We start from the raw sequence: 17,575 nt of genomic DNA on the forward strand, positions 1-17,575 counted from the left end.
GCTAGCTTATCTAGCTATCTGGCGAATCCCAACCCCTAGACTCGCACCATGGCAGCGGCGCGGCGCGAAGAACGCTCGTTCACCGATTCCCACGGCATCCGCATCGTCTTCGATGTCTACGTGCCGGGGCCCGACGATCCCGTCGCCCGCGGCGTGGTGCAGCTGCTGCACGGCGTCGGGGAGCACGCCGGACGCTACGCGCACGTCGCGGCGGCCCTGACCGCGGCGGGCTACATCGTCTACGCCGACGACCACCGCGGACACGGCCGCACCGGCATGGCGCAGCACGACGGCGACGCCCGCCGGCTCGGCCGGCTCGGACCCGGCGGCCTGCGCGCCGCCGAGGCCGCGTGCGCTCAGCTCACCGGCATCATCCGCGACGAGAACCCCGACCTGCCGCTCATCCTGATCGGCCATTCCTGGGGCTCCTTCCTCGCCCAGATGCTGCTGAACCACCACCCCGAGGCCTACGACGCCGTCGTGCTCACCGGCTCGGCGCTGCGCTGGCCGGGATCGCTCAACTCGGGTGACCTCAACGCGCCGTGGAAGGCTCCGGATGCCCTGGGCTCCGAGTGGCTGTCCTCCGACCTGGCCGTCGGCCGTGCCTTCCTGGACGACCCGCTGACCACGTCGGAGCCGCTGGCCAGGCTCTTCGGCCCGATCGACACCCTGCGGCTCATCGGCAAGCCGGCGAAGAACCTCCCGCGCGACGTCCCCGTGCTGCTCATGGTCGGCCGCGACGACACCGTTGGCGGACCCCGCAGCATCCACCGCCTCGCCGACGCCTACCGCACCCGCTCGGGGCTCACCGACGTCACGACGCTGATCTACCCGGACGTGCGGCACGAGGTCTTCAACGACGTCACCCGCGAGGACGTCATCGCCGATCTGCGGGCGTGGCTCGACCGGCGCTTCCCCGCGCGCGGCTGAGGACACCGTCGGGCGCGGACCTCGTACGCTGGAGACATGCACGGGGAATACAAGGTTCCGGGCGGCAAGCTCGTCGTCGTCGATCTCGAGGTCGACAACGGGCGCATCGCCGACTTCCACCTCGCCGGAGACTTCTTCCTCGAGCCCGACGACGCCCTCGCCGACATCGATGCGGCCGTCACGGGCCTTGCTGTCGAGACGGATGCCGCGGGCATCGCCGCCGCCGTCCGCGGGGCCCTGCCCGAGGGGGCGCAGCTGCTGGGGTTCACCCCGGAGGCGGTCGGCACCGCCGTGCGGCGCGCGCTCGTGACGGCGCCCGGCTGGCGCGACTTCCGGTGGGAGGTCGTGCACGAGAAGGCCGTCTCGCCGGCGATGAACCTCGCCCTCGACGAGGTGCTCACCACCCGGGTCGGCGACGGCCGCCGCACCCCGACGCTGCGCATCTGGGAGTGGGACCAGTCCGCGGTCGTCATCGGGTCGTTCCAGTCGTACCGCAACGAGGTCGACCCGGAGGGCGCCGCCCGCCACGGTTTCGACGTCGTCCGGCGCATCTCGGGCGGCGGCGCGATGCTCATGGCGGCGGGCTCGATCGTGACCTACTCGCTCTACGTCCCGGCATCCCTGGTCGCGGGTCTGACTTTCGCCGACTCGTACGCCTTCCTCGACGACTGGGTGCTGCAGGCGCTGCGCTCGCTCGGCATCGACGCGACCTACCAGCCGCTCAACGACATCGCCTCGCCCTCGGGCAAGATCGGCGGCGCCGCGCAGAAGCGGCTCGCCAACGGCGGCGTGCTGCACCATGCGACGCTGTCGTACGACATGGACGGTCAGGTCATGACCGAGGTGCTGCGCATCGGCCGCGAGAAGCTGAGCGACAAGGGCACGGTGTCGGCGGCGAAGCGCGTCGATCCTCTCCGCAGCCAGACCGGGCTTCCGCGCGAGGCGATCATCGAACGGTTCGTGCAGACCTTCTCCACGCTCTACGGAGCCGAGCCCGGACGTATCACCGAAGAGGAATACGCCGAGGCGGAGGCGCTGGTCGCCGAGAAGTTCTCGACCGACGCGTGGCTGCAGCGGGTGCCGTGACGGCCGCCGAGCCGGGCACGGTCGAGATCCAGCCGGGCACGGTCGAGATCCATCGGGGCGACAACCTGGCGCTCGCGCGGGCGCTGCCGGATGCCGCCTTCACCCTGATCTACCTCGATCCGCCGTTCAACACCGGGCGGCGGCAGGGCAAGGCCATCGAGTCCGCCGACCGCGACGGCGTGCGCGGGGAGGTCAAGGCGGGCTTCCGGGGCACCAGCTACGCGCGCCTGCGCGGCGACCTGCGCCGCTACGACGACCGCTTCGACGACTACTGGGACTTCCTCGAGCCGCGCCTGCGGGAAGCCTGGCGGCTGCTGGCCGACGACGGCACCCTGTACCTGCACCTCGACTACCGCGAGGCCCACTACGCGAAGGTGCTGCTGGACGCCCTCTTCGGGCGGGAGTGCTTCCTCAACGAGCTGATCTGGGCGTACGACTACGGGGCCAAGAGCCGGCGGCGCTGGCCGACGAAGCACGACACGATCCTCGTCTACGTCAAGGACCCGAAGTCCTACGTCTTCGACGCGGAGGCGGTCGACCGCGAGCCCTACATGGCCCCCGGACTGGTCACCCCCGAGAAGGCCGCGCGCGGCAAGCTGCCGACCGACGTCTGGTGGCACACGATCGTCCCGACGAGCGGGCGCGAGAAGACCGGCTACCCCACGCAGAAGCCGGAGGGCATCCTGCGGCGCATCGTGCAGGCGTCCAGCCGTCCCGGCGACCGCGTCCTCGACCTGTTCGCCGGCAGCGGCACGACCGGCGCGGTGTGCGCCGCGCTCGGACGCCACGCCGTGCTCGTCGACGACAATCCGGAGGCGATCGCCGTCATGCGCCGCCGCATCCCCGGGGCGTCCGTGATCGGCGACGACTGAGGGCGGGCGTGCCATGATCGGTGGCGTGCACGACGATCCCGAGACCACCCTGTCCGCCGGACGCGTTCGCGGACGCTGGCGGGTCGACGCCGACGGGACGCGGTCGGCCGCCTTCCTCGGCATCCCCTTCGCCGAGCCGCCCGTCGGCGACCTGCGCTTCGCGGCGCCGGTGCGCGCCGCGGCGTGGGACGGGGTGCGCGACGCGGGCGTCTTCGGCGCCACCGCGCAGCGCGGCGACCCGGGCATCACGCTGATCCCCGAGCCGAGCATCCCCGGATCGTCGACGCTGAACGTCAACGTCTTCACCCCCGATCCCGGCGCGGCCGGGCTCCCCGTGCTGGTGTGGATCCACGGCGGCGGGTTCTTCTCCGGATCGCCGGCCAGCCCCTGGTACGACGGACGCCGCTTCACGCGCGACGGCGTCGTCACGGTCACGATCTCGTACCGCCTCGGGGTCGACGGCTTCGGTGCGATCGCGGGTGCCCCCTCCAACCGCGGCGTGCGCGACTGGCTGGCCGCTCTGGAGTGGGTCCAGGAGAACGTCGCCGCGTTCGGGGGAGATCCCGCGCGGGTCACGATCGCGGGACAGTCGGCCGGCGGCGGTGCGGTGCTGACCCTTCTCGGGATGCCGGCGGCGCAGCACCTGTTCCATCGGGCGTGGTCGATGTCGGCGGCGCTCGGCGACGTCGCCCCGGAGCGTGCGCGGGCGTTGACCGCCGGGATCGCGCGCGCCGCGGGCGTGACGGCCGATCGCGACGGTCTCGCGTCGATCGACGAGGAGCGCCTCCTGGCCCTGCAGAAGCAGGCGACGGCGATCGATCCCCGGGCCGTCGGTGCCCTGCTGAGCGAGGGGCTCTCGCTCGGTCCCGAGATCGACGGCGACCTGCTGACCCGGCCCACCGGCGAGGCGCTGGCCGCGGGGGTCGGCGCCGACAAGCCGCTCGTGCTCGGCACGACCGACGACGAGTTCACGATGGCGCTGGCGGGTGCCGCGCGCACGCTCCGCTGGGTGCCGCGGGCCATCGTGCTCGGCCGGCTGGGCCTCGGTCGTGAGCGGCGGCGCGCGTACCTGGCGGCCAATGCCGACGTGGCCGCCCGCGGCACCGCGCGGATCGCGGGCCGCTACGTGACCGACCGGATGTTCCGGCTGCGCAACGTCGAGCTCGCCGACCGGCGGGGCGCGGCGCCGACGTGGATGTACCGGTTCTCGTGGCCCTCGGGCGTCTTCGGCTTCGCCGAGCACTGCCTCGACGTGCCGTTCTTCTTCGACTGCCTCGACGCCGAGCAGGTCGAGCCCCTGGCCGGCCCCCACCCGCCGCAGGGGCTCGCGGATGCCGTGCACGCCGATGCCGTGGGGTTCGTGGCGGGCGGCGAGCCGGCGTGGGCGCGCTGGGGGAGCGACGGCACCGCCCGCGTGTACGACGTGCCGGTCGCCGACCGCGCCGGCGCCTACGCGTCGCTCGCGCCGCTGCGCTGACCGCGCCCGCCGTCGTCGATGCCGTCCGGCGGTGACAGCAGCGTGAACAGGGCCTCGATGGGAACGCTCATGTCGACCTCCCGATCGACGAGCCACTGCAGCTGCATGCCGTCGGCCAGCGCCTGCACCATGCGGGCCAGCGTCTCGGCGTCGACGCGGTCGCTGACACGGCCGTCGGCCTGACCGGCCCGCACGGCGTCGCCGAGGACCTCGCGCAGCGCGGCGCTGCGCTGGAGGAAGAACCCGTGGGCGGGATGCCCGGCGTCGGTGGCGTCGACGGCGAGGCGCGAGAACAGCTGCACGAGACCCGGCACGTCCCTGTTGTGGCGCACGAGCGCGAGGAACTCGTCGCGCATCTCGTCCAGCGGGGTGGGACCGGACGCGGGGCGCCAGGAGAGGGCGTCGGCCTCGTCGCGCTTGCGGAGGATCTCGGTGAAGAGCTCCTCCTTCGAGTCGAAGTAGTGCAGCAGCCCCGCCTGGCTCAGTCCCACGGCGTCGGCGATCGCCTTCACCGACGCGCCGCCGTAGCCCTCCCGCGCGATGACCTCCAGGGCACTGCTGAGGATCTCCTCGCGCTTGGCGAGGCCCTTGGCGTAGGAGCCCCGTCGTTCGGGGCGCTGCGGCGACATGGCGTCCAGTAAACACCACCTTGACCGCCAAAACCGAGTGACATATGGTTTTCGTGGAGGCCCCCATGACCGACATCACCGCATCCGACCTCACGCTCGAGGAGAAGGCATCGCTGACCAGCGGAGCCGACTTCTGGACCACGAGGGCGATCGACCGCGTCGGACTGCCGTCGGTCATGATGACCGACGGGCCGCACGGACTGCGCAAGCAGCAGGGGGCGACCGACCACCTGGGTCTGGCGCAGAGCGTGCCGGCGACGTGCTTCCCGCCGGCCGTGGGCCTCGGGTCGTCCTGGGATGCCGCGCTCGCCGAGCGCATCGGCGTCGCCCTCGGCGTGGAGTCCGCGATCGAGGACGTCGCGGTCATCCTCGGACCGGGAGTCAACATCAAGCGCTCGCCGCTGTGCGGGCGCAACTTCGAGTACGTCTCGGAAGACCCGCTGGTGTCCGGTGTGATCGGTGCGGCGCTGGTGCGCGGCATTCAGTCGCAGGGCGTCGGCTCGTCGCTCAAGCACTTCGCCGCCAACAACCAGGAGTTCGACCGCATGCGCGCGAGCTCCGACATCGACCCGCGGCCGTTGCGCGAGATCTACCTGCGCGCGTTCCAGCGGATCGTCACTGACGAGCAGCCGTGGACCGTGATGTGCTCCTACAACCGCATCAACGGCGTGTACGCCTCGGAGGACCCGTGGCTGCTCACGCAGGTGCTCCGCGACGAGTGGGGCTTCGCGGGCCTGGTCGTCAGCGACTGGGGCGCCGTGAACGACCGCGTCGTCGGCCTTCCCGCGGGCCTCGACCTGGAGATGCCCTCCAGCGGCGGCCGCACCGACGCCCAGCTCGTCGCGGCGGTGCGCGGTGGCGCGCTCCCCGAGGAGAAGCTCGACCTCGCCGCCGATCGCGTGCTCGAGCTCGTCCGGCGGGCCCGGCGGCGTCCGGCCGCGGCGGGACCGCTCGACGTCGACGCGCACCACGCGCTGGCCCGCGAGGCCGCCGCCCGCTCGATCGTGCTGCTGCGCAACGACGACCGCGGCGGGGCGGGCGCGCTGCTGCCCCTCGACCGCGGCGCCGCGATCGCGGTCATCGGCGAGTTCGCGCGCACGCCGCGCTATCAGGGCGCCGGGTCGTCGCTGATCAACCCCACCCGCCTGGACACGGCGCTCGAGGAGATGCGGCTGCTCGCCGACGGCGACGTCGCCTTCGCCCCCGGCTTCACCCTGGACGGCACGGGGGACGGCGAGGCGCTGCGCGCCGAGGCCGTGGCCGCCGCCGCGGCGGCCGAGGTCGCCGTGGTGTTCCTGGGGCTTCCGGCGGCCCAGGAGTCGGAGGGCTTCGACCGCGAGAGCCTCGATCTGCCGGAGGCCCAGCTCGCGCTGCTGGCGGCCGTGCGGGAGGCGAACCCGAACGTGGTCGTCGTCCTCTCCAACGGCGGCGTGGTCGCGCTCCCCTTCCGCGACGAGGTGCCCGCGATCGTCGAGGCCTGGCTGCTCGGCCAGGCGGGCGGCGGCGGCACCGCCGACGTCCTGTTCGGCGTCGTGAACCCGTCGGCCAAGCTCACCGAGACCATCCCGCTGCGCATCGAGGACACCCCCGCCTTCGGCAACTTCCCCGGCGAGTTCGGCCACGTCCGCTACGGCGAGGGGATCCTCGTCGGCTACCGCTGGTACGACGCGCGGGCGCTCGAGGTCGCCTATCCGTTCGGGCACGGCCTGTCCTACACGACCTTCGCCTACGGCGACGCGGTGGCCGCCGTCACGGACGCGGGCGACGTCGAGGTGAGGGTGCCCGTCACCAACACCGGAACGGTCGCCGGCCGCGAGGTCGTGCAGGTGTACGCCGGTCCGCTCCGGTCCGTCGTGCAGCGCGCGCCGCGCGAGCTGCGCGGCTTCGCGGCCGTCGAGGTCGCCCCCGGGCAGACGCGGGATGCCGTGGTCACGGTGCGCCGCGACGACCTGGCCTACTGGGACGTCCGCGTCGACCGCTTCGTCGTCGAGGGCGGCGCCTACCGCGTCGAGGTCGCCGCGTCGAGCCGCGACGTGCGCGCCGAGACCGTCGTGGAGATCGCCGGCGACGAGCTCGTGCTCCCGCTCACGATGAACTCGTCGGTCGCCGACGTGTTCGCCCATCCCGTCACGGGGCCGGTCGTGCAGCAGCTCATGGCCGGCGCGCTCGCTGGGTTGGGCGGTGCCGACAGCTCGGCGGCGTCGATGCTGCCCGACGACGACGCGCTGCAGAAGATGATGGCGTCGTTCCCGATCGGGCGCCTCGCGGGGTTTCCCGGGATGCCGCTCGGCTACGACCAGATCGAGGAGCTCATCCGGACGGCCAACGCCGGCGGCGCGCCCGATCCGGAGCTGTTCGCCGCGCGTCCCGCGACGGCGTCGTAGAACGTGAGGGCGAGCCGGAGCACCCCCAGCTCGAGGACGCGGAAGTCGCGCGTCGGACGAAGCCGCTCCCACAGTCCGGGATCGAGCTCGCGCAGGTAGCCGCGGGCACGGCGGGCGTGCGCCGTGTTCGACGCGATGCGGATGCTGCGCGCGTCCCGCAGCCACGGCAGGCTCCGCGAGAGATTCTCGCGCGTGCTCTCGGCCGCCGGCTCGATGGCCACGGCATCCGGGTCGACGCCGAGGCGCGTGGTCGCGTAGCGCGCCATCATGACCGCCTCGGGCTCGACCCCGCGCACCGCGCCTCCGGAGAACACGAAGAGGGCGCCGGGCGGGGCCGACCGCACCGCGATGCGGGTGCGCCACGCCTGGAGCGCGTTGAGCGCGCCGTCCGCGCGGGAGCGGAACCCGAGCACGAGCACGACGTCGCGCCCGCCCGCGGGGCCCGTCGCCGGGCGGGCGGGATAGTCGGCCCGCGACGTGCGCCACGCCTGGACCTCCCCGAACGCGAGCAGGCCGGCGCCCGCGGCGGCGACGGCGGATGCCGCGACCAGCGCGCGTCGCGGCATCCGCCCGATCCGTCTCACCGTTGTCGGTCTCACTCCGCCAGGAAGTCGAGCAGCGCCGCGTTCACCTCGGCGCCGTGCGTGCGCAGCAGGCCGTGCGGGGCGCCCTCGATCTCGACGTAGGTGAGGGGCGTGCCCTCCGGGACGAGGTCCCGGAACCGGCGGGCCGTCTTGTCGATCGGGAGGATGTTGTCGGCCGTGCCGTGGAGGATCAGGGTCGGCACCGTGAGGGCGGGCAGGTCGCCGCGGAAGTCGGTGGGCCAGGTCAGCGGCGCGGCGGCGAGGGCCGCGTTGCCGGCCTGGGTGGCGACCTGCACCGAGGCGGCGACGGCCTCCGGCGAGATGCGCGTGCCCAGGAGGTCGTCGAGGTTGTAGAAGTCGCGGAAGAACCCCGTCAGGAACGCGTGCCGGTCCTCGGCGACGGCGGCCGCGGTGCCGTCGAAGAACGCCTGGTCGCCCGCGCCGTCGGGGTTGTCGTCGGTGATGAGCAGGAACGGCTCGAGGGAGCCGAGGAAGGCGGCCTTCGCGATGCGCCCCGCGCCGTAGCGGGAGAGGTAGCGGGCGATCTCGCCGGTGCCCATCGAGAAGCCCACCAGGATCGCGTCGTCGAGCTCGAGGTCTTCGATGAGGGCGTGCAGGTCGGCGGCGAACGTGTCGTAGTCGGAGCCCGACGCGGTCTTGGTCGAGGCCCCGAAGCCGCGGCGGTCGTAGGCGACCACGCGGTAGCCGGCCGCGAGGAGCGCCCGCTGCTGCAGGTCCCACGACTCGCCGTTCAGCGGGAAGCCGTGGATCAGCACGACCGGCTGGGCGTCGGAGGGTCCCTGGTCGGTGTAGAAGATCTCGACGTCGGCCGAGTTCTCGGTCCCGACGGTGATGTAGGCCACGGTCGCTCCTTCCGGGACGCCGCCGGTCGGCACCCCGCTCACGACGCTAGCCGTTCACTGGTCGCGGTGGGCGCCGTCCGACGGGTGGACGGTGAACACGTGCGGTGCGCCGAAGCCGGCCGCGGCGAAGGCCGCCTGGACCGCGGCGGCGACCTCCGCCACGCGGGCGTGGTCGACGAGCGCGATCGCCGAGCCGCCGAAGCCGCCGCCGGTCATGCGGGCGCCGACGGCGCCGGCCGCGCGCGCCGTGTCGACGGCCAGGTCGAGCTCGGGGGTGGAGATCTCGAAGTCGTCGCGCATCGAGGCGTGCGACGCGTCGAGCAGGCCGCCGATCGAGCGCGGGCCCTCGGCGCGCAGCAGCCGGACGGCGTCGAGCACGCGCTGGTCCTCCGTGACCACGTGGCGCACGCGACGGAACGTGACGTCGTCCATCAGCTCCCGGGCGCGGTCGAGGTCGGCGGGGGTGAGATCGCGAAGGGCCGGGACGCCCATGATCCGCGCGCCCCGCTCGCACGCCGCGCGGCGCTCGCCGTAGCCGCCCGTCGAGTGGGCGTGGCTCACGCGGGTGTCGACGACGAGAACCTCGAGGCCCGCGTCGGCGAAGCCGAGAGCCACGACCGCGGCATCCAGCGACCGGCAGTCGAGGAAGATGCCGGCGTCGGCGCGCCCGAGCATCGAGGCCATCTGGTCCATGATCCCCGTCGGTGCGCCGACGGCGTCGTTCTCGGCGCGCCGGCCGGCCTGCGCGAGCGCGACCGGCGACAGCCCCAGGCCCCAGATCTCGTTCAGCGCGGTCGCCGTCGCCCCCTCGATCGCGGCGGACGACGACAGGCCGGCGCCGACGGGCACGTCCGAGGCGAGCGCGATGTCCACGCCCGGTAGCGCGTCGGCGCGGCCCGCAGCGCGCGCGGCATCCTGCAGCGCCCAGGCGACGCCGAGTGGGTAGCGCGCCCATTCCACGATCTCGTCGCGGCGGTTGGGGAAGAGCGCGTCGAGGTCGGCGACGGGCACCTCGACGGGCACGGGGTCGAAGGTCGACACGACGCGGATGCGGGCGTCGTCGCGGACGCCGACCGCGGCGACGGTGCGTCCGTCGATGGCGAACGGGAAGACGAAGCCGTCGTTGTAGTCGGTGTGCTCGCCGATGAGGTTCACCCGCCCCGGTGCCGACCAGAAGCCCGCGGGCGCCGACCCGGTCAGCTCGGTGAACAGATCGCGCGCGTCGGTCTGGGGGGATGCCGTGGCGGTCACAGCTGGACTCCTTCGATGGCGGAGCGCAGCCGGTCGGCTGCGGTCTCGGGCGGGACGTCGCCGATCCAGGCGCCCATGGCGGCCTCCGATCCGGCGAGGAACTTGAGCTTGTCGGCGGCACGGCGCGGGCTCGTGATCTGCAGGTTCAGACGCACGGTGTCGCGACCGACGTGCACCGGCGCCTGGTGCCAGGCGGCGATGTAGGGCGTCGGGTCGCCGTAGAGGGCGTCGACGCCGCGCAGCAGGCGCAGGTAGACGGGCGCGAGCTCATCGCGCTCGTCGTCGCTGAGCGCCGCGAAGTCGGGGACGTGACGGTGCGGCAGCAGGTGGATCTCGAGCGGCCAGCGTGCGGCGAAGGGCACGAACGCCGTCCAGTGCTCGCCGCGCAGCAGAACGCGCGGACCCGCCTGCTCGAAGGCGAGGATGCGCGCGAACAGGTCGGGCGCCGTGCGGTCGATCGCGTCGAGCAGCCGACTGGTGCGCGGTGTGATGTACGGGTACGAGTAGATCTGTCCGTGCGGGTGCTGCAGCGTGACCCCGATGGCCTCGCCGCGGTTCTCGAACGGGAACACCTGCTGCACTCCGGGCAGCGCCGACAGTGCGGCCGTGCGATCGGCCCACGCCTCGATCACGGTGCGCGCCCGGGTCGGGCTCTGCGTGCCGAACGAGCCGGTGCGCTCGGGGGAGAAGCACACCACCTCGCAGCGGCCGACGCTCGTGCGCGTACGGCCGAGGCCGAGGTGCTCGAGGTCGTCGAGCCCGCGGGGCGGATCGGCGGCGGCGGGCGCGTCGCCGAACGCCTCGGCGAGGGCCGGTCCGAAGGAAGGGGAGCGGTTCTCGAAGACCGCGACGTCGTAGACGGAGGGGATCTCCGACGGGTTGGTCGCGGTCTGCGGCGCGAGCGGGTCGAGCTCGGCGGGAGGCAGGAAGGCACGGTTCTGTCGGGCCGCGGCGACCGACACCCAGTCCCCGGTCAGCACGTCCTGGCGCATGGTCGCCGTCGCCGGTCGGGGGTCGAGAGCGCGCGTGTCGGCGGCCCGCTCGGGCCCCAGCGTGGTGCCGGGATCGTCGAAGTAGATGAGGTCGCGCCCGTCGGCGAGACGGGTCGGTCGCTTCACGACACCCGCGCCGAGGAGGGTCCCCTCGGGGGTGATGGATGGCAGCTCCGGCATGTTCACGATAACACGATAGGGGTAGGTGCGTGCTATCGTCAACACGGAGGTTGGGATGGCACACAAGCGCGCATCGATGGCGGATGTCGCACGCATCGCAGGAGTGTCCGCGCAGACGGTGTCGCGGGTGGTCAATGCGAGTCCCCGCGTCGATCCGGCCACGCGCGCCCGCGTCGAGGAGGCGATGGCCCGCAGCGGCTACCGCATCCACCGCGCCGCCCGCGCCCTGCGCACCGGCCGCTCCGGCACCATCGGCGTCGTCGTCTCGACGCTCTCCACCGTCGGCAACTCGCTCATGCTCGAAGCCGTCACCGACGCCGCCGCCGCACGCGACCACGACGTCGCCGTCGTGACGCTCGGCGCGGGCGACGCCGCCGAGGCGCTGGAGCGTCTCAACGAGCAGGGCGTCGACGGCGTCGTCGTCATCAACGAGGCGTCCGCGCTCGTGCGGTCCGCCGACCTGCCCACCGCCCTCCGCCTCGTCGTCGTCGACTCCCCGCCCGACGACCGCTTCGCCGGCGTCGAGACCGACCATGCGGGCGGCGCGGCCGCCGCGACAGCGCACCTCCTCGCGCACGGCCACCGCACGGTCGCCCACATCGCCGGCCCCGAGTCGTCGTACGCCGCCGCCGAGCGCGAGCGCGGCTGGCGCGAGACCCTCGAGCGGGCCGGATGCCCCGTCGGCGCCCTCGTGCGGGGGTCGTGGACCTCGGCCTCCGGTTACGATGCGGCCATGACCCTCCTGGACGCCGGGACGCTCGGCACCGCGCTGTTCGTCGCCAACGACCAGATGGCGCTCGGCGCGCTGCGGGCGCTCGCCGAGCACGGTGCGCGTGTGCCCGAAGACGTGAGCGTCGTCGGCTTCGACGACGTCGACGACGCGGCGAACTACCGTCCTCCGCTGACGACCGTGCGCCAGCACTTCGACCGGCTGGGGACGCAGGCCGTCGTCGCCCTGCTCGACGAGGTGGAGGAGGGTATCGAGGCCGGCACGGAGGCACCGACGGTCTCGGAGCGCACCGTCATGCCCGCCTCGCTCATCGTGCGCGGCAGCACGGGGCCCGCCCCGGCCTGACCGGTCGGCGGCGCGCGCCCGGTCAGTCGATCGCGGAGGCGGTGATCAGCGCGGCCGCCTGCGGCAGCAGCACGGGCGGGCGAAGCCCCACGGATGCCGCGGCGCGCCCGCTCAGCACGACCGTCTCCTCCTCCCAGGCCAGAGGCGACTGGCCGAGGTAGCCGGTCGAGCCTTCCGGGACCATGACCGCGATGCGGTAGCGCCGGTCGGGGTCGAGGCCTGGCAGCGTGACGGGGGCGGGCGGGTGCGCGCTGCTCGTGCGCACCTGCGTGTGCACGTAGAGGGCGGCGCCGCCGTCGCGCGCCACGACGCCGCGCAGGTCCAGCGCCGGGTCGGCGAGATCGGCGTGGACCCTCCGCCCCGTGGCGATGAGCGCGCGGTGCTCGCGGTAGAGGGCGACCCAGCCGGCGATCCGCTCCAGCGTCGCGTCGTCCTCCGCCGTCAGATCCCACTCGACGCCGAAGTGGCCGAGGAGAGCCGTGAGCGCGCTGAGGGAGAGGGACACCGTGCGCCCCGTCGAATGCACGATCGGGCTCGTCAGGTGCGCCCCCATCAGCTCGGGCGGGACGACCAGTCCGGTGTAGCGCTGGATGTCGAGCCGTTCGATCGGGTCGAGGCAGTCGCTCGTCCAGATCCGGTGCGTGCGCTGGAGGATGCCGAGGTCGACGCGGGCGCCCCCGGAGGCGCATGACTCGATCTCCAGGCCGGGATGACGCTCGCGCAGCTCGTCGAGCAGGCGGTAGAGGGCCAGGACGTTCGCCCGCACGCGCGGCCGCCCGTGGGGTCCCGATCCCGGCTCGGCGAGGTCGCGGTTGTGATCCCACTTGAGGTAGGCGATCGGGTACTCGTCGAGCAGCGCGTGCAGGTGCTCGGCGATGTAGGCGTACGCCTCGGGGTGGGCGAGGTCGAGCACCTGCTGCTGCCGTCCCGACGGCGGCAGCTCGTCGCGGGCGCGCAGCAGCCAGTCCGGATGCCGCCGCGCCAGGTCGCTGTCGGGGTTCACCATCTCCGGCTCGACCCAGAGCCCGAACTCCATCCCGCGCTCGCGCACGTGGTCGATCAGCGGCGCGAGGCCGTCGGGCCAGACCTCGGCATCCACCCACCAGTCGCCGAGTCCCGCGGTATCGTCGCGGCGGCCGTGGAACCAGCCGTCGTCGAGCACGAAGCGCTCGGCGCCGATCCGCGCGGCCCGGTCGGCGAGAGCGCGGAGGGTGTCCAGGTCGTGACGGAAGTAGACGGCCTCCCAGGTGTTCACGGTGACCGGGCGCGGCCGCGTCGGGTGCATCGGGCGTGCCCGCAGCTCGTCGTGGAAGCGCGCCGCGAAATCGTCGAGCCCCTCGCCCCACGAGCCGACCGCGTCGGGGGTCTCGTAGCTCTCGCCCGGCGCCAGCAGCACCTCGCCCGGCTCCAGCAGCTCACCGGCGCGCAGGACGGCGTCGCCGGTGGGGGTGCGCTCGGCGAGCAGGCGGTGATCGCCCGACCAGGCCAGGTGTACGCCGTGCACCAGCCCGCGCTCGAATCCGAAGCCCGGCGTCCCGGCGATCACGACCAGCGTGGCGTCGGCGCCGGGGCGCCCCCGCCGGCTCTCGCGGAGGTGGCCGCCGACCGTGAAGGCGTGCCGTTCGGGCGCGCGCTCGCGCAGGTGGTGGCCCGTCGTGGTGAGCAGCTCGGTCGCCGTGGACGGCAGGGGGAATCCCGCGCTCAGACCGTCGACGCGGTAGGGGGCGTCGCCGTCGTTGACCAGGCGCAGGCGCTGGTGGAGCAGACCGCTGACGCCGAGGGACAGTTCCACCTCGACCCTCAGGTCGGCCGCCGCGTCGCGCAGCACGAACGTCGCCGTCGTCGGGGTGACGTGCGCGGTGGTCGTCATCAACCGGGTCGAGAAGTCGGCGCCGTCGCGATCGCCCGTGAGCCCCGGGGTGGTCAGCCACCCGCCGGAGGCCTGCGGCAGCACCGTGAGGCGACCGGTGGCGTCCAGCCCGCCCGACACGCGCTGCGGTCGCGCCGCCCGTGCGATGCCCTCGAGCTCGATGTCGGTGAGGGCGCCCAGGTCGCGCCCCCAGTGCACGATGGTCGGCTGGTCGGCGCTGCGCACGTCGACGACGACGCTGGTGCCCCCGGCGCGCAGGTGGACGTGGGCGGGCAGCGCCGCGGGCAGGGAGGTCACGGGGGTCGGTTCCTTCATCGCAAGTCGGTGGCGGGACGGCGCCCGGCGCGCGGGCCGGTGGAGCCGCGGACGACGAGGGAGGTCGACACGTGGTGGACGCCGCCGGACACCTCGCGTCCCTCGATCTGGTCGATCACGAGCGACACGGCCAGCGAGCCGGCGGTGCCGAAGTCCTGGTGGACGGTCGTCAGCGGCGGCCAGAAGTACGCCGCCTCGGCCATGTCGTCGAAGCCCACGACGCTGATCTCGGCCGGCACGGGCCGGCCCCGCTCGTGGAAGGCGCGCATCGCGCCGAGGGCCATCTGATCGTTCGCGGCGAACAGGGCGGTCAGCTCGGGCACCGCGGCCAGCAGGCGGCCGATCCGATAGCCCGACTCGGCGGTCCAATCGCCGACGTGTACGTCGGGCACGGGGCGTCCGGCCGCCGTCAGGGTCTCCTGCCAGGCGAGCCGCCGCTGCTCGGCGGCCTTCGACTCGGGCGGGCCCGCGATGTGCCACACCGTCTCGTGCCCGAGCTCCAGCAGATGGGAGACCGCCTGGCGGCTGCCGTGCACCTGGTCGGCGGTGACCGAGGGGCGCTCGTCGGCGGCCCCGGACTGGATGAGCACACTCGGCATCCCCGGCGGGAAGCCGACCGACGCCGACGACATCAGGTGCGACTCGATGACGACGATGATGCCGTCGACGGCGTCCTGGTCGAGGCGGGAGACGGCCGAGGCCACGGCGTCGCCGGCCGTCAGTGCCGGCTGCGCCTGGATGAGCTCGATCGCGTACCCGCGCGCCGCCGCCGCCGAGAGGATGCCGCCGATCGTGCCGATGTTGCCGAGGGAGTCGAGGCTGAAGACCACGACACCGATCGACCCGAAGGCCCCGCGGCGCAACGCCCGGGCCGCGACGTTGGGGCGATAGCCCAGTTCGCTCATGGCCGCGAGCACGCGGTGGCGCGTCGGCTCGGCCACCCGCTCGGAGTTGTTGGCGACCCGCGAGACGGTCTGCCCGGAGACGCCCGCATGCCTCGCGACGTCGTGCAGGGAGACGCTGCGGCTGCCGTCTGCTGACCTGTTCATCGGCGTCCCTCCTCGCGCGTCGACCGGGAAGTCTTGACACATGTTGACGTCAACATGCTACTCTCGACCTCGCCATGTTGACGTAAACATGGCACCGTCCGACAGAAGGCAAGACGAAGATGTCCGTACTCACCGCTCCCGCCCCGGCTCGACGCCGGGCGCGCAGGACCGACCGCCAATGGGCGGGATTCTGGTTCGTCCTGCCGTTCCTCATCGTGTTCGCCGTGACGTTCCTCGCGCCGCTCGCCTACTCGATCTACCTCAGCGTGTTCCGCACCAAGCTGATCGGCGGCACGTCGTTCGTCGGTGTGGACAACTACGTGCAGGCCTTCAGCGACCCGCAGTTCTGGTCGGGCTTCGGCAACGTGTTCCTGGTGCTGATCATCCAGGTGCCGGTCATGCTCCTGCTCGCGCTCGTCGCGGCGCTCGCCCTGGATTCGCGCCGCCTCGCCGGCAGCTCCCTGTTCCGCATCGGGATCTTCCTCCCGTACGCCGTGCCCGGCGTCGTCGCGGTGCTCATGTGGGGATTCATGTACTCGGACCGCCTGGGCCTGGCCGGCAACATCAACCAGCTCGTCGGCTTCGAACTGGTCACGCCGTTCACCCAGCAGTGGATCCTCCTGGCGATCGGCAACATCATCACGTGGGAGTTCATCGGCTACAACATGCTGATCTTCTACTCCGCGCTGCGGACGATCCCCGAAGACCTCTACGAGGCGGCGGCGCTCGACGGCGCCGGCCAGTTCCGCATCATCCGGGCCATCAAGCTCCCCGCGCTGCGCGGTGCGCTCGTCATCGCGACGATCTTCTCGATCATCGGCAGCTTCCAGCTGTTCAACGAGCCCAACATCCTCAAGACGCTGGTCCCGAACCTGCTCACGACGTACTTCACCCCGAACATGTACGCCTACAACCTGAGCTTCATCGGCCAGCAGGTCAACTACGCCGCCACGATCGCGATCATCATGGGTGTCATCACCGCCGTCATCGCCTACGTCGTCCAGCTGCGTGGAACGCGTAAGGAGAACCGCTGATGGCCGGCCTGCCCCTCGATCACACCGGCACGCTGACCGGTCGGCCCCGTCGACGCCGCTCCGACGTCGGTGAGCGCGGCCCGCGCAAGTCGCCGCTGCTGACCATCATCATGTCGCTGTTCCTGGTCTACTCCTTCCTGCCGCTGCTGTGGCTCGTGATCAGCTCGACCAAGACGCAGCAGTCGCTGATCGGCTCGTTCGGCCTCTGGTTCTCGGGACCGTTCGCCCTGTTCGACAACATCGGCCAGGTGCTCACCTACAACGACGGCATCTTCCTGCGGTGGTTCCTCAACACCCTGATCTACGTCGTGATCGGCGCCGGCGGCGCGACGCTGCTGGCGACCCTCGCCGGCTACGGCCTCGCGAAGTACAACTTCCCCGGCAAGCGCGCCGTGTTCGCCGTCATCCTCGGCGCCATCGCCGTGCCGGGGACCGCGCTCGCGGTGCCGACGTTCCTCATGTTCAGCCAGCTGGGCCTGACGAACACCATGTGGGCGATCATCATCCCCTCGCTGATCTCGCCCTTCGGCCTGTACCTCATCTGGGTCTACGCCGTCGACTCCGTCCCGACCGAGCTGCTCGAGGCGGCGCGCGTGGACGGCTCGGGCGAGTTCCGCACGTTCTTCACGATCTCGCTGCGGCTGCTCGCACCGGGCGTCGTCACGGTCGCGCTGTTCGCGATCGTCGCGACCTGGAACAACTACTTCCTCCCGTTGATCATGCTCAACGACCCCAACCTGTTCCCGCTGACGATCGGTCTGCAGCAGTGGAACCTCCAGGCGGTCGGGGTCAGCTCGCAGCCGATCTTCAACCTGGTCATCACCGGGTCCCTCCTCACGATCATCCCGATCGTCATCGCCTTCCTCCTGCTCCAGCGCTACTGGCAGTCCGGGCTGAGCGCAGGAAGCGTCAAGCAGTGACAGGGGTGTCGCTGCAAGACGAACACCACCCCACCCCATATCCGACGAAGAAGCGGAAGGACAC

The 17,575-nt window shown here is 72.6% G+C and carries 15 protein-coding genes; 8 read left to right on the top strand and 7 right to left on the bottom strand.

All coding sequences use genetic code 11. From position 1 onward, the window contains the following. Positions 1-48 precede the first annotated feature (48 nt). The 4 genes from L0965_RS02280 to L0965_RS02295 are packed head-to-tail and all read left to right on the top strand — an operon-like array spanning position 49 to position 4,365. Positions 49-930 (top strand): alpha/beta hydrolase, encoded by an 882-nt coding sequence (locus tag L0965_RS02280; RefSeq protein ID WP_101305507.1) that lies wholly within the window; start codon positions 49-51, stop codon positions 928-930. Between the two features lie 36 nt (positions 931-966). After that, positions 967-2,016: a biotin/lipoate A/B protein ligase family protein gene (locus L0965_RS02285; RefSeq protein ID WP_101305508.1), complete on the top strand. Its 1,050-nt coding sequence runs from the start codon at positions 967-969 to the stop codon at positions 2,014-2,016. Continuing rightward, positions 1,995-2,888 carry a site-specific DNA-methyltransferase gene (locus L0965_RS02290; protein ID WP_374198325.1) on the top strand — a complete coding sequence of 298 codons (894 nt, stop codon included), beginning with the start codon at positions 1,995-1,997 and terminating at the stop codon, positions 2,886-2,888. Before L0965_RS02285 ends, L0965_RS02290 begins: the two co-directional genes overlap by 22 nt. Before the next feature lie 13 nt (positions 2,889-2,901). After that, entirely contained in the window at positions 2,902-4,365 is a 1,464-nt protein-coding gene (locus tag L0965_RS02295) for a carboxylesterase/lipase family protein (protein WP_101305509.1), read from the top strand. On the opposite strand, the gene L0965_RS02300 is transcribed toward L0965_RS02295, so the two are convergent. Beyond that, positions 4,338-4,994, bottom strand: a complete 657-nt coding sequence (locus L0965_RS02300) for a TetR/AcrR family transcriptional regulator (RefSeq protein WP_101305510.1) — start codon at positions 4,992-4,994, stop codon at positions 4,338-4,340. The two genes, L0965_RS02295 and L0965_RS02300, sit on opposite strands and share 28 nt — an antisense overlap. 65 nt (positions 4,995-5,059) lie before the next feature. Between L0965_RS02300 and L0965_RS02305 the strand changes: the two genes are divergently transcribed. Further along, positions 5,060-7,378, top strand: coding sequence for a glycoside hydrolase family 3 C-terminal domain-containing protein (locus tag L0965_RS02305; protein WP_101305511.1), 2,319 nt, complete (start codon positions 5,060-5,062; stop codon positions 7,376-7,378). On the opposite strand, the gene L0965_RS02310 is transcribed toward L0965_RS02305, so the two are convergent. Genes L0965_RS02310 through galT form a run of 4 tightly spaced genes read right to left on the bottom strand, consistent with a single transcriptional unit; the run spans position 7,285 to position 11,248 of the window. Further along, positions 7,285-7,944: a YdcF family protein gene (locus L0965_RS02310; RefSeq protein WP_101305512.1), complete on the bottom strand. Its 660-nt coding sequence runs from the start codon at positions 7,942-7,944 to the stop codon at positions 7,285-7,287. The two genes, L0965_RS02305 and L0965_RS02310, sit on opposite strands and share 94 nt — an antisense overlap. A gap of 29 nt (positions 7,945-7,973) precedes the next feature. After that, entirely contained in the window at positions 7,974-8,825 is an 852-nt protein-coding gene (locus tag L0965_RS02315; RefSeq protein ID WP_101307151.1) for an alpha/beta fold hydrolase, read from the bottom strand. Between the two features lie 54 nt (positions 8,826-8,879). After that, the gene (galK, locus tag L0965_RS02320; RefSeq protein WP_101305513.1) at positions 8,880-10,076 is read right to left on the bottom strand and encodes a galactokinase; all 1,197 of its coding nucleotides are present in this window, start codon (positions 10,074-10,076) and stop codon (positions 8,880-8,882) included. Further along, positions 10,073-11,248, bottom strand: a complete 1,176-nt coding sequence (galT, locus tag L0965_RS02325; protein WP_061782018.1) for a galactose-1-phosphate uridylyltransferase — start codon at positions 11,246-11,248, stop codon at positions 10,073-10,075. The genes galK and galT overlap by 4 nt, the downstream gene beginning before the upstream one ends. 55 nt (positions 11,249-11,303) lie before the next feature. On the opposite strand from galT, the gene L0965_RS02330 reads away from it, so the two are divergent. Further along, the gene (locus L0965_RS02330; protein ID WP_101305514.1) at positions 11,304-12,323 is read left to right on the top strand and encodes a LacI family DNA-binding transcriptional regulator; all 1,020 of its coding nucleotides are present in this window, start codon (positions 11,304-11,306) and stop codon (positions 12,321-12,323) included. Positions 12,324-12,345: 22 nt separating this feature from the next. Here L0965_RS02330 and L0965_RS02335 read toward each other — a convergent pair whose 3' ends face one another. Together L0965_RS02335 and L0965_RS02340 are read right to left on the bottom strand one after the other, a co-directional pair. Beyond that, positions 12,346-14,490: an alpha-galactosidase gene (locus L0965_RS02335; protein WP_232783989.1), complete on the bottom strand. Its 2,145-nt coding sequence runs from the start codon at positions 14,488-14,490 to the stop codon at positions 12,346-12,348. Between the two features lie 14 nt (positions 14,491-14,504). After that, complete coding sequence (locus tag L0965_RS02340) at positions 14,505-15,557, bottom strand: LacI family DNA-binding transcriptional regulator (protein WP_101305516.1); 1,053 nt, start codon at positions 15,555-15,557, stop codon at positions 14,505-14,507. A 119-nt stretch (positions 15,558-15,676) separates the two neighbouring features. On the opposite strand from L0965_RS02340, the gene L0965_RS02345 reads away from it, so the two are divergent. Together L0965_RS02345 and L0965_RS02350 are read left to right on the top strand one after the other, a co-directional pair. Continuing rightward, entirely contained in the window at positions 15,677-16,591 is a 915-nt protein-coding gene (locus L0965_RS02345) for a carbohydrate ABC transporter permease (RefSeq protein WP_060958979.1), read from the top strand. Further along, positions 16,591-17,511 carry a carbohydrate ABC transporter permease gene (locus L0965_RS02350; protein WP_060958980.1) on the top strand — a complete coding sequence of 307 codons (921 nt, stop codon included), beginning with the start codon at positions 16,591-16,593 and terminating at the stop codon, positions 17,509-17,511. Before L0965_RS02345 ends, L0965_RS02350 begins: the two co-directional genes overlap by 1 nt. Positions 17,512-17,575 lie beyond the last annotated feature (64 nt).

This window comes from Microbacterium sp. NFH-22A-Y (assembly GCF_021401375.1).
Classification (GTDB): domain Bacteria; phylum Actinomycetota; class Actinomycetes; order Actinomycetales; family Microbacteriaceae; genus Microbacterium; species Microbacterium hominis.

Excerpts from the sequence above, each read along its gene's own strand:
- L0965_RS02285 (WP_101305508.1), top strand. The coding sequence starts at position 967 with ATGCACGGGGAATACAAGGTTCCGGGCGGCAAGCTCGTCGTCGTCGAT.
- L0965_RS02340 (WP_101305516.1), bottom strand. The coding sequence starts at position 15,557 with ATGAACAGGTCAGCAGACGGCAGCCGCAGCGTCTCCCTGCACGACGTC.
- L0965_RS02295 (WP_101305509.1), top strand. The coding sequence starts at position 2,902 with ATGATCGGTGGCGTGCACGACGATCCCGAGACCACCCTGTCCGCCGGA.
- L0965_RS02330 (WP_101305514.1), top strand. The coding sequence starts at position 11,304 with ATGGCACACAAGCGCGCATCGATGGCGGATGTCGCACGCATCGCAGGA.
- L0965_RS02280 (WP_101305507.1), top strand. The coding sequence starts at position 49 with ATGGCAGCGGCGCGGCGCGAAGAACGCTCGTTCACCGATTCCCACGGC.
- galT (WP_061782018.1), bottom strand. The coding sequence starts at position 11,248 with ATGCCGGAGCTGCCATCCATCACCCCCGAGGGGACCCTCCTCGGCGCG.
- L0965_RS02300 (WP_101305510.1), bottom strand. The coding sequence starts at position 4,994 with ATGTCGCCGCAGCGCCCCGAACGACGGGGCTCCTACGCCAAGGGCCTC.
- L0965_RS02305 (WP_101305511.1), top strand. The coding sequence starts at position 5,060 with ATGACCGACATCACCGCATCCGACCTCACGCTCGAGGAGAAGGCATCG.
- L0965_RS02310 (WP_101305512.1), bottom strand. The coding sequence starts at position 7,944 with ATGCCGCGACGCGCGCTGGTCGCGGCATCCGCCGTCGCCGCCGCGGGC.
- L0965_RS02350 (WP_060958980.1), top strand. The coding sequence starts at position 16,591 with ATGGCCGGCCTGCCCCTCGATCACACCGGCACGCTGACCGGTCGGCCC.
- L0965_RS02345 (WP_060958979.1), top strand. The coding sequence starts at position 15,677 with ATGTCCGTACTCACCGCTCCCGCCCCGGCTCGACGCCGGGCGCGCAGG.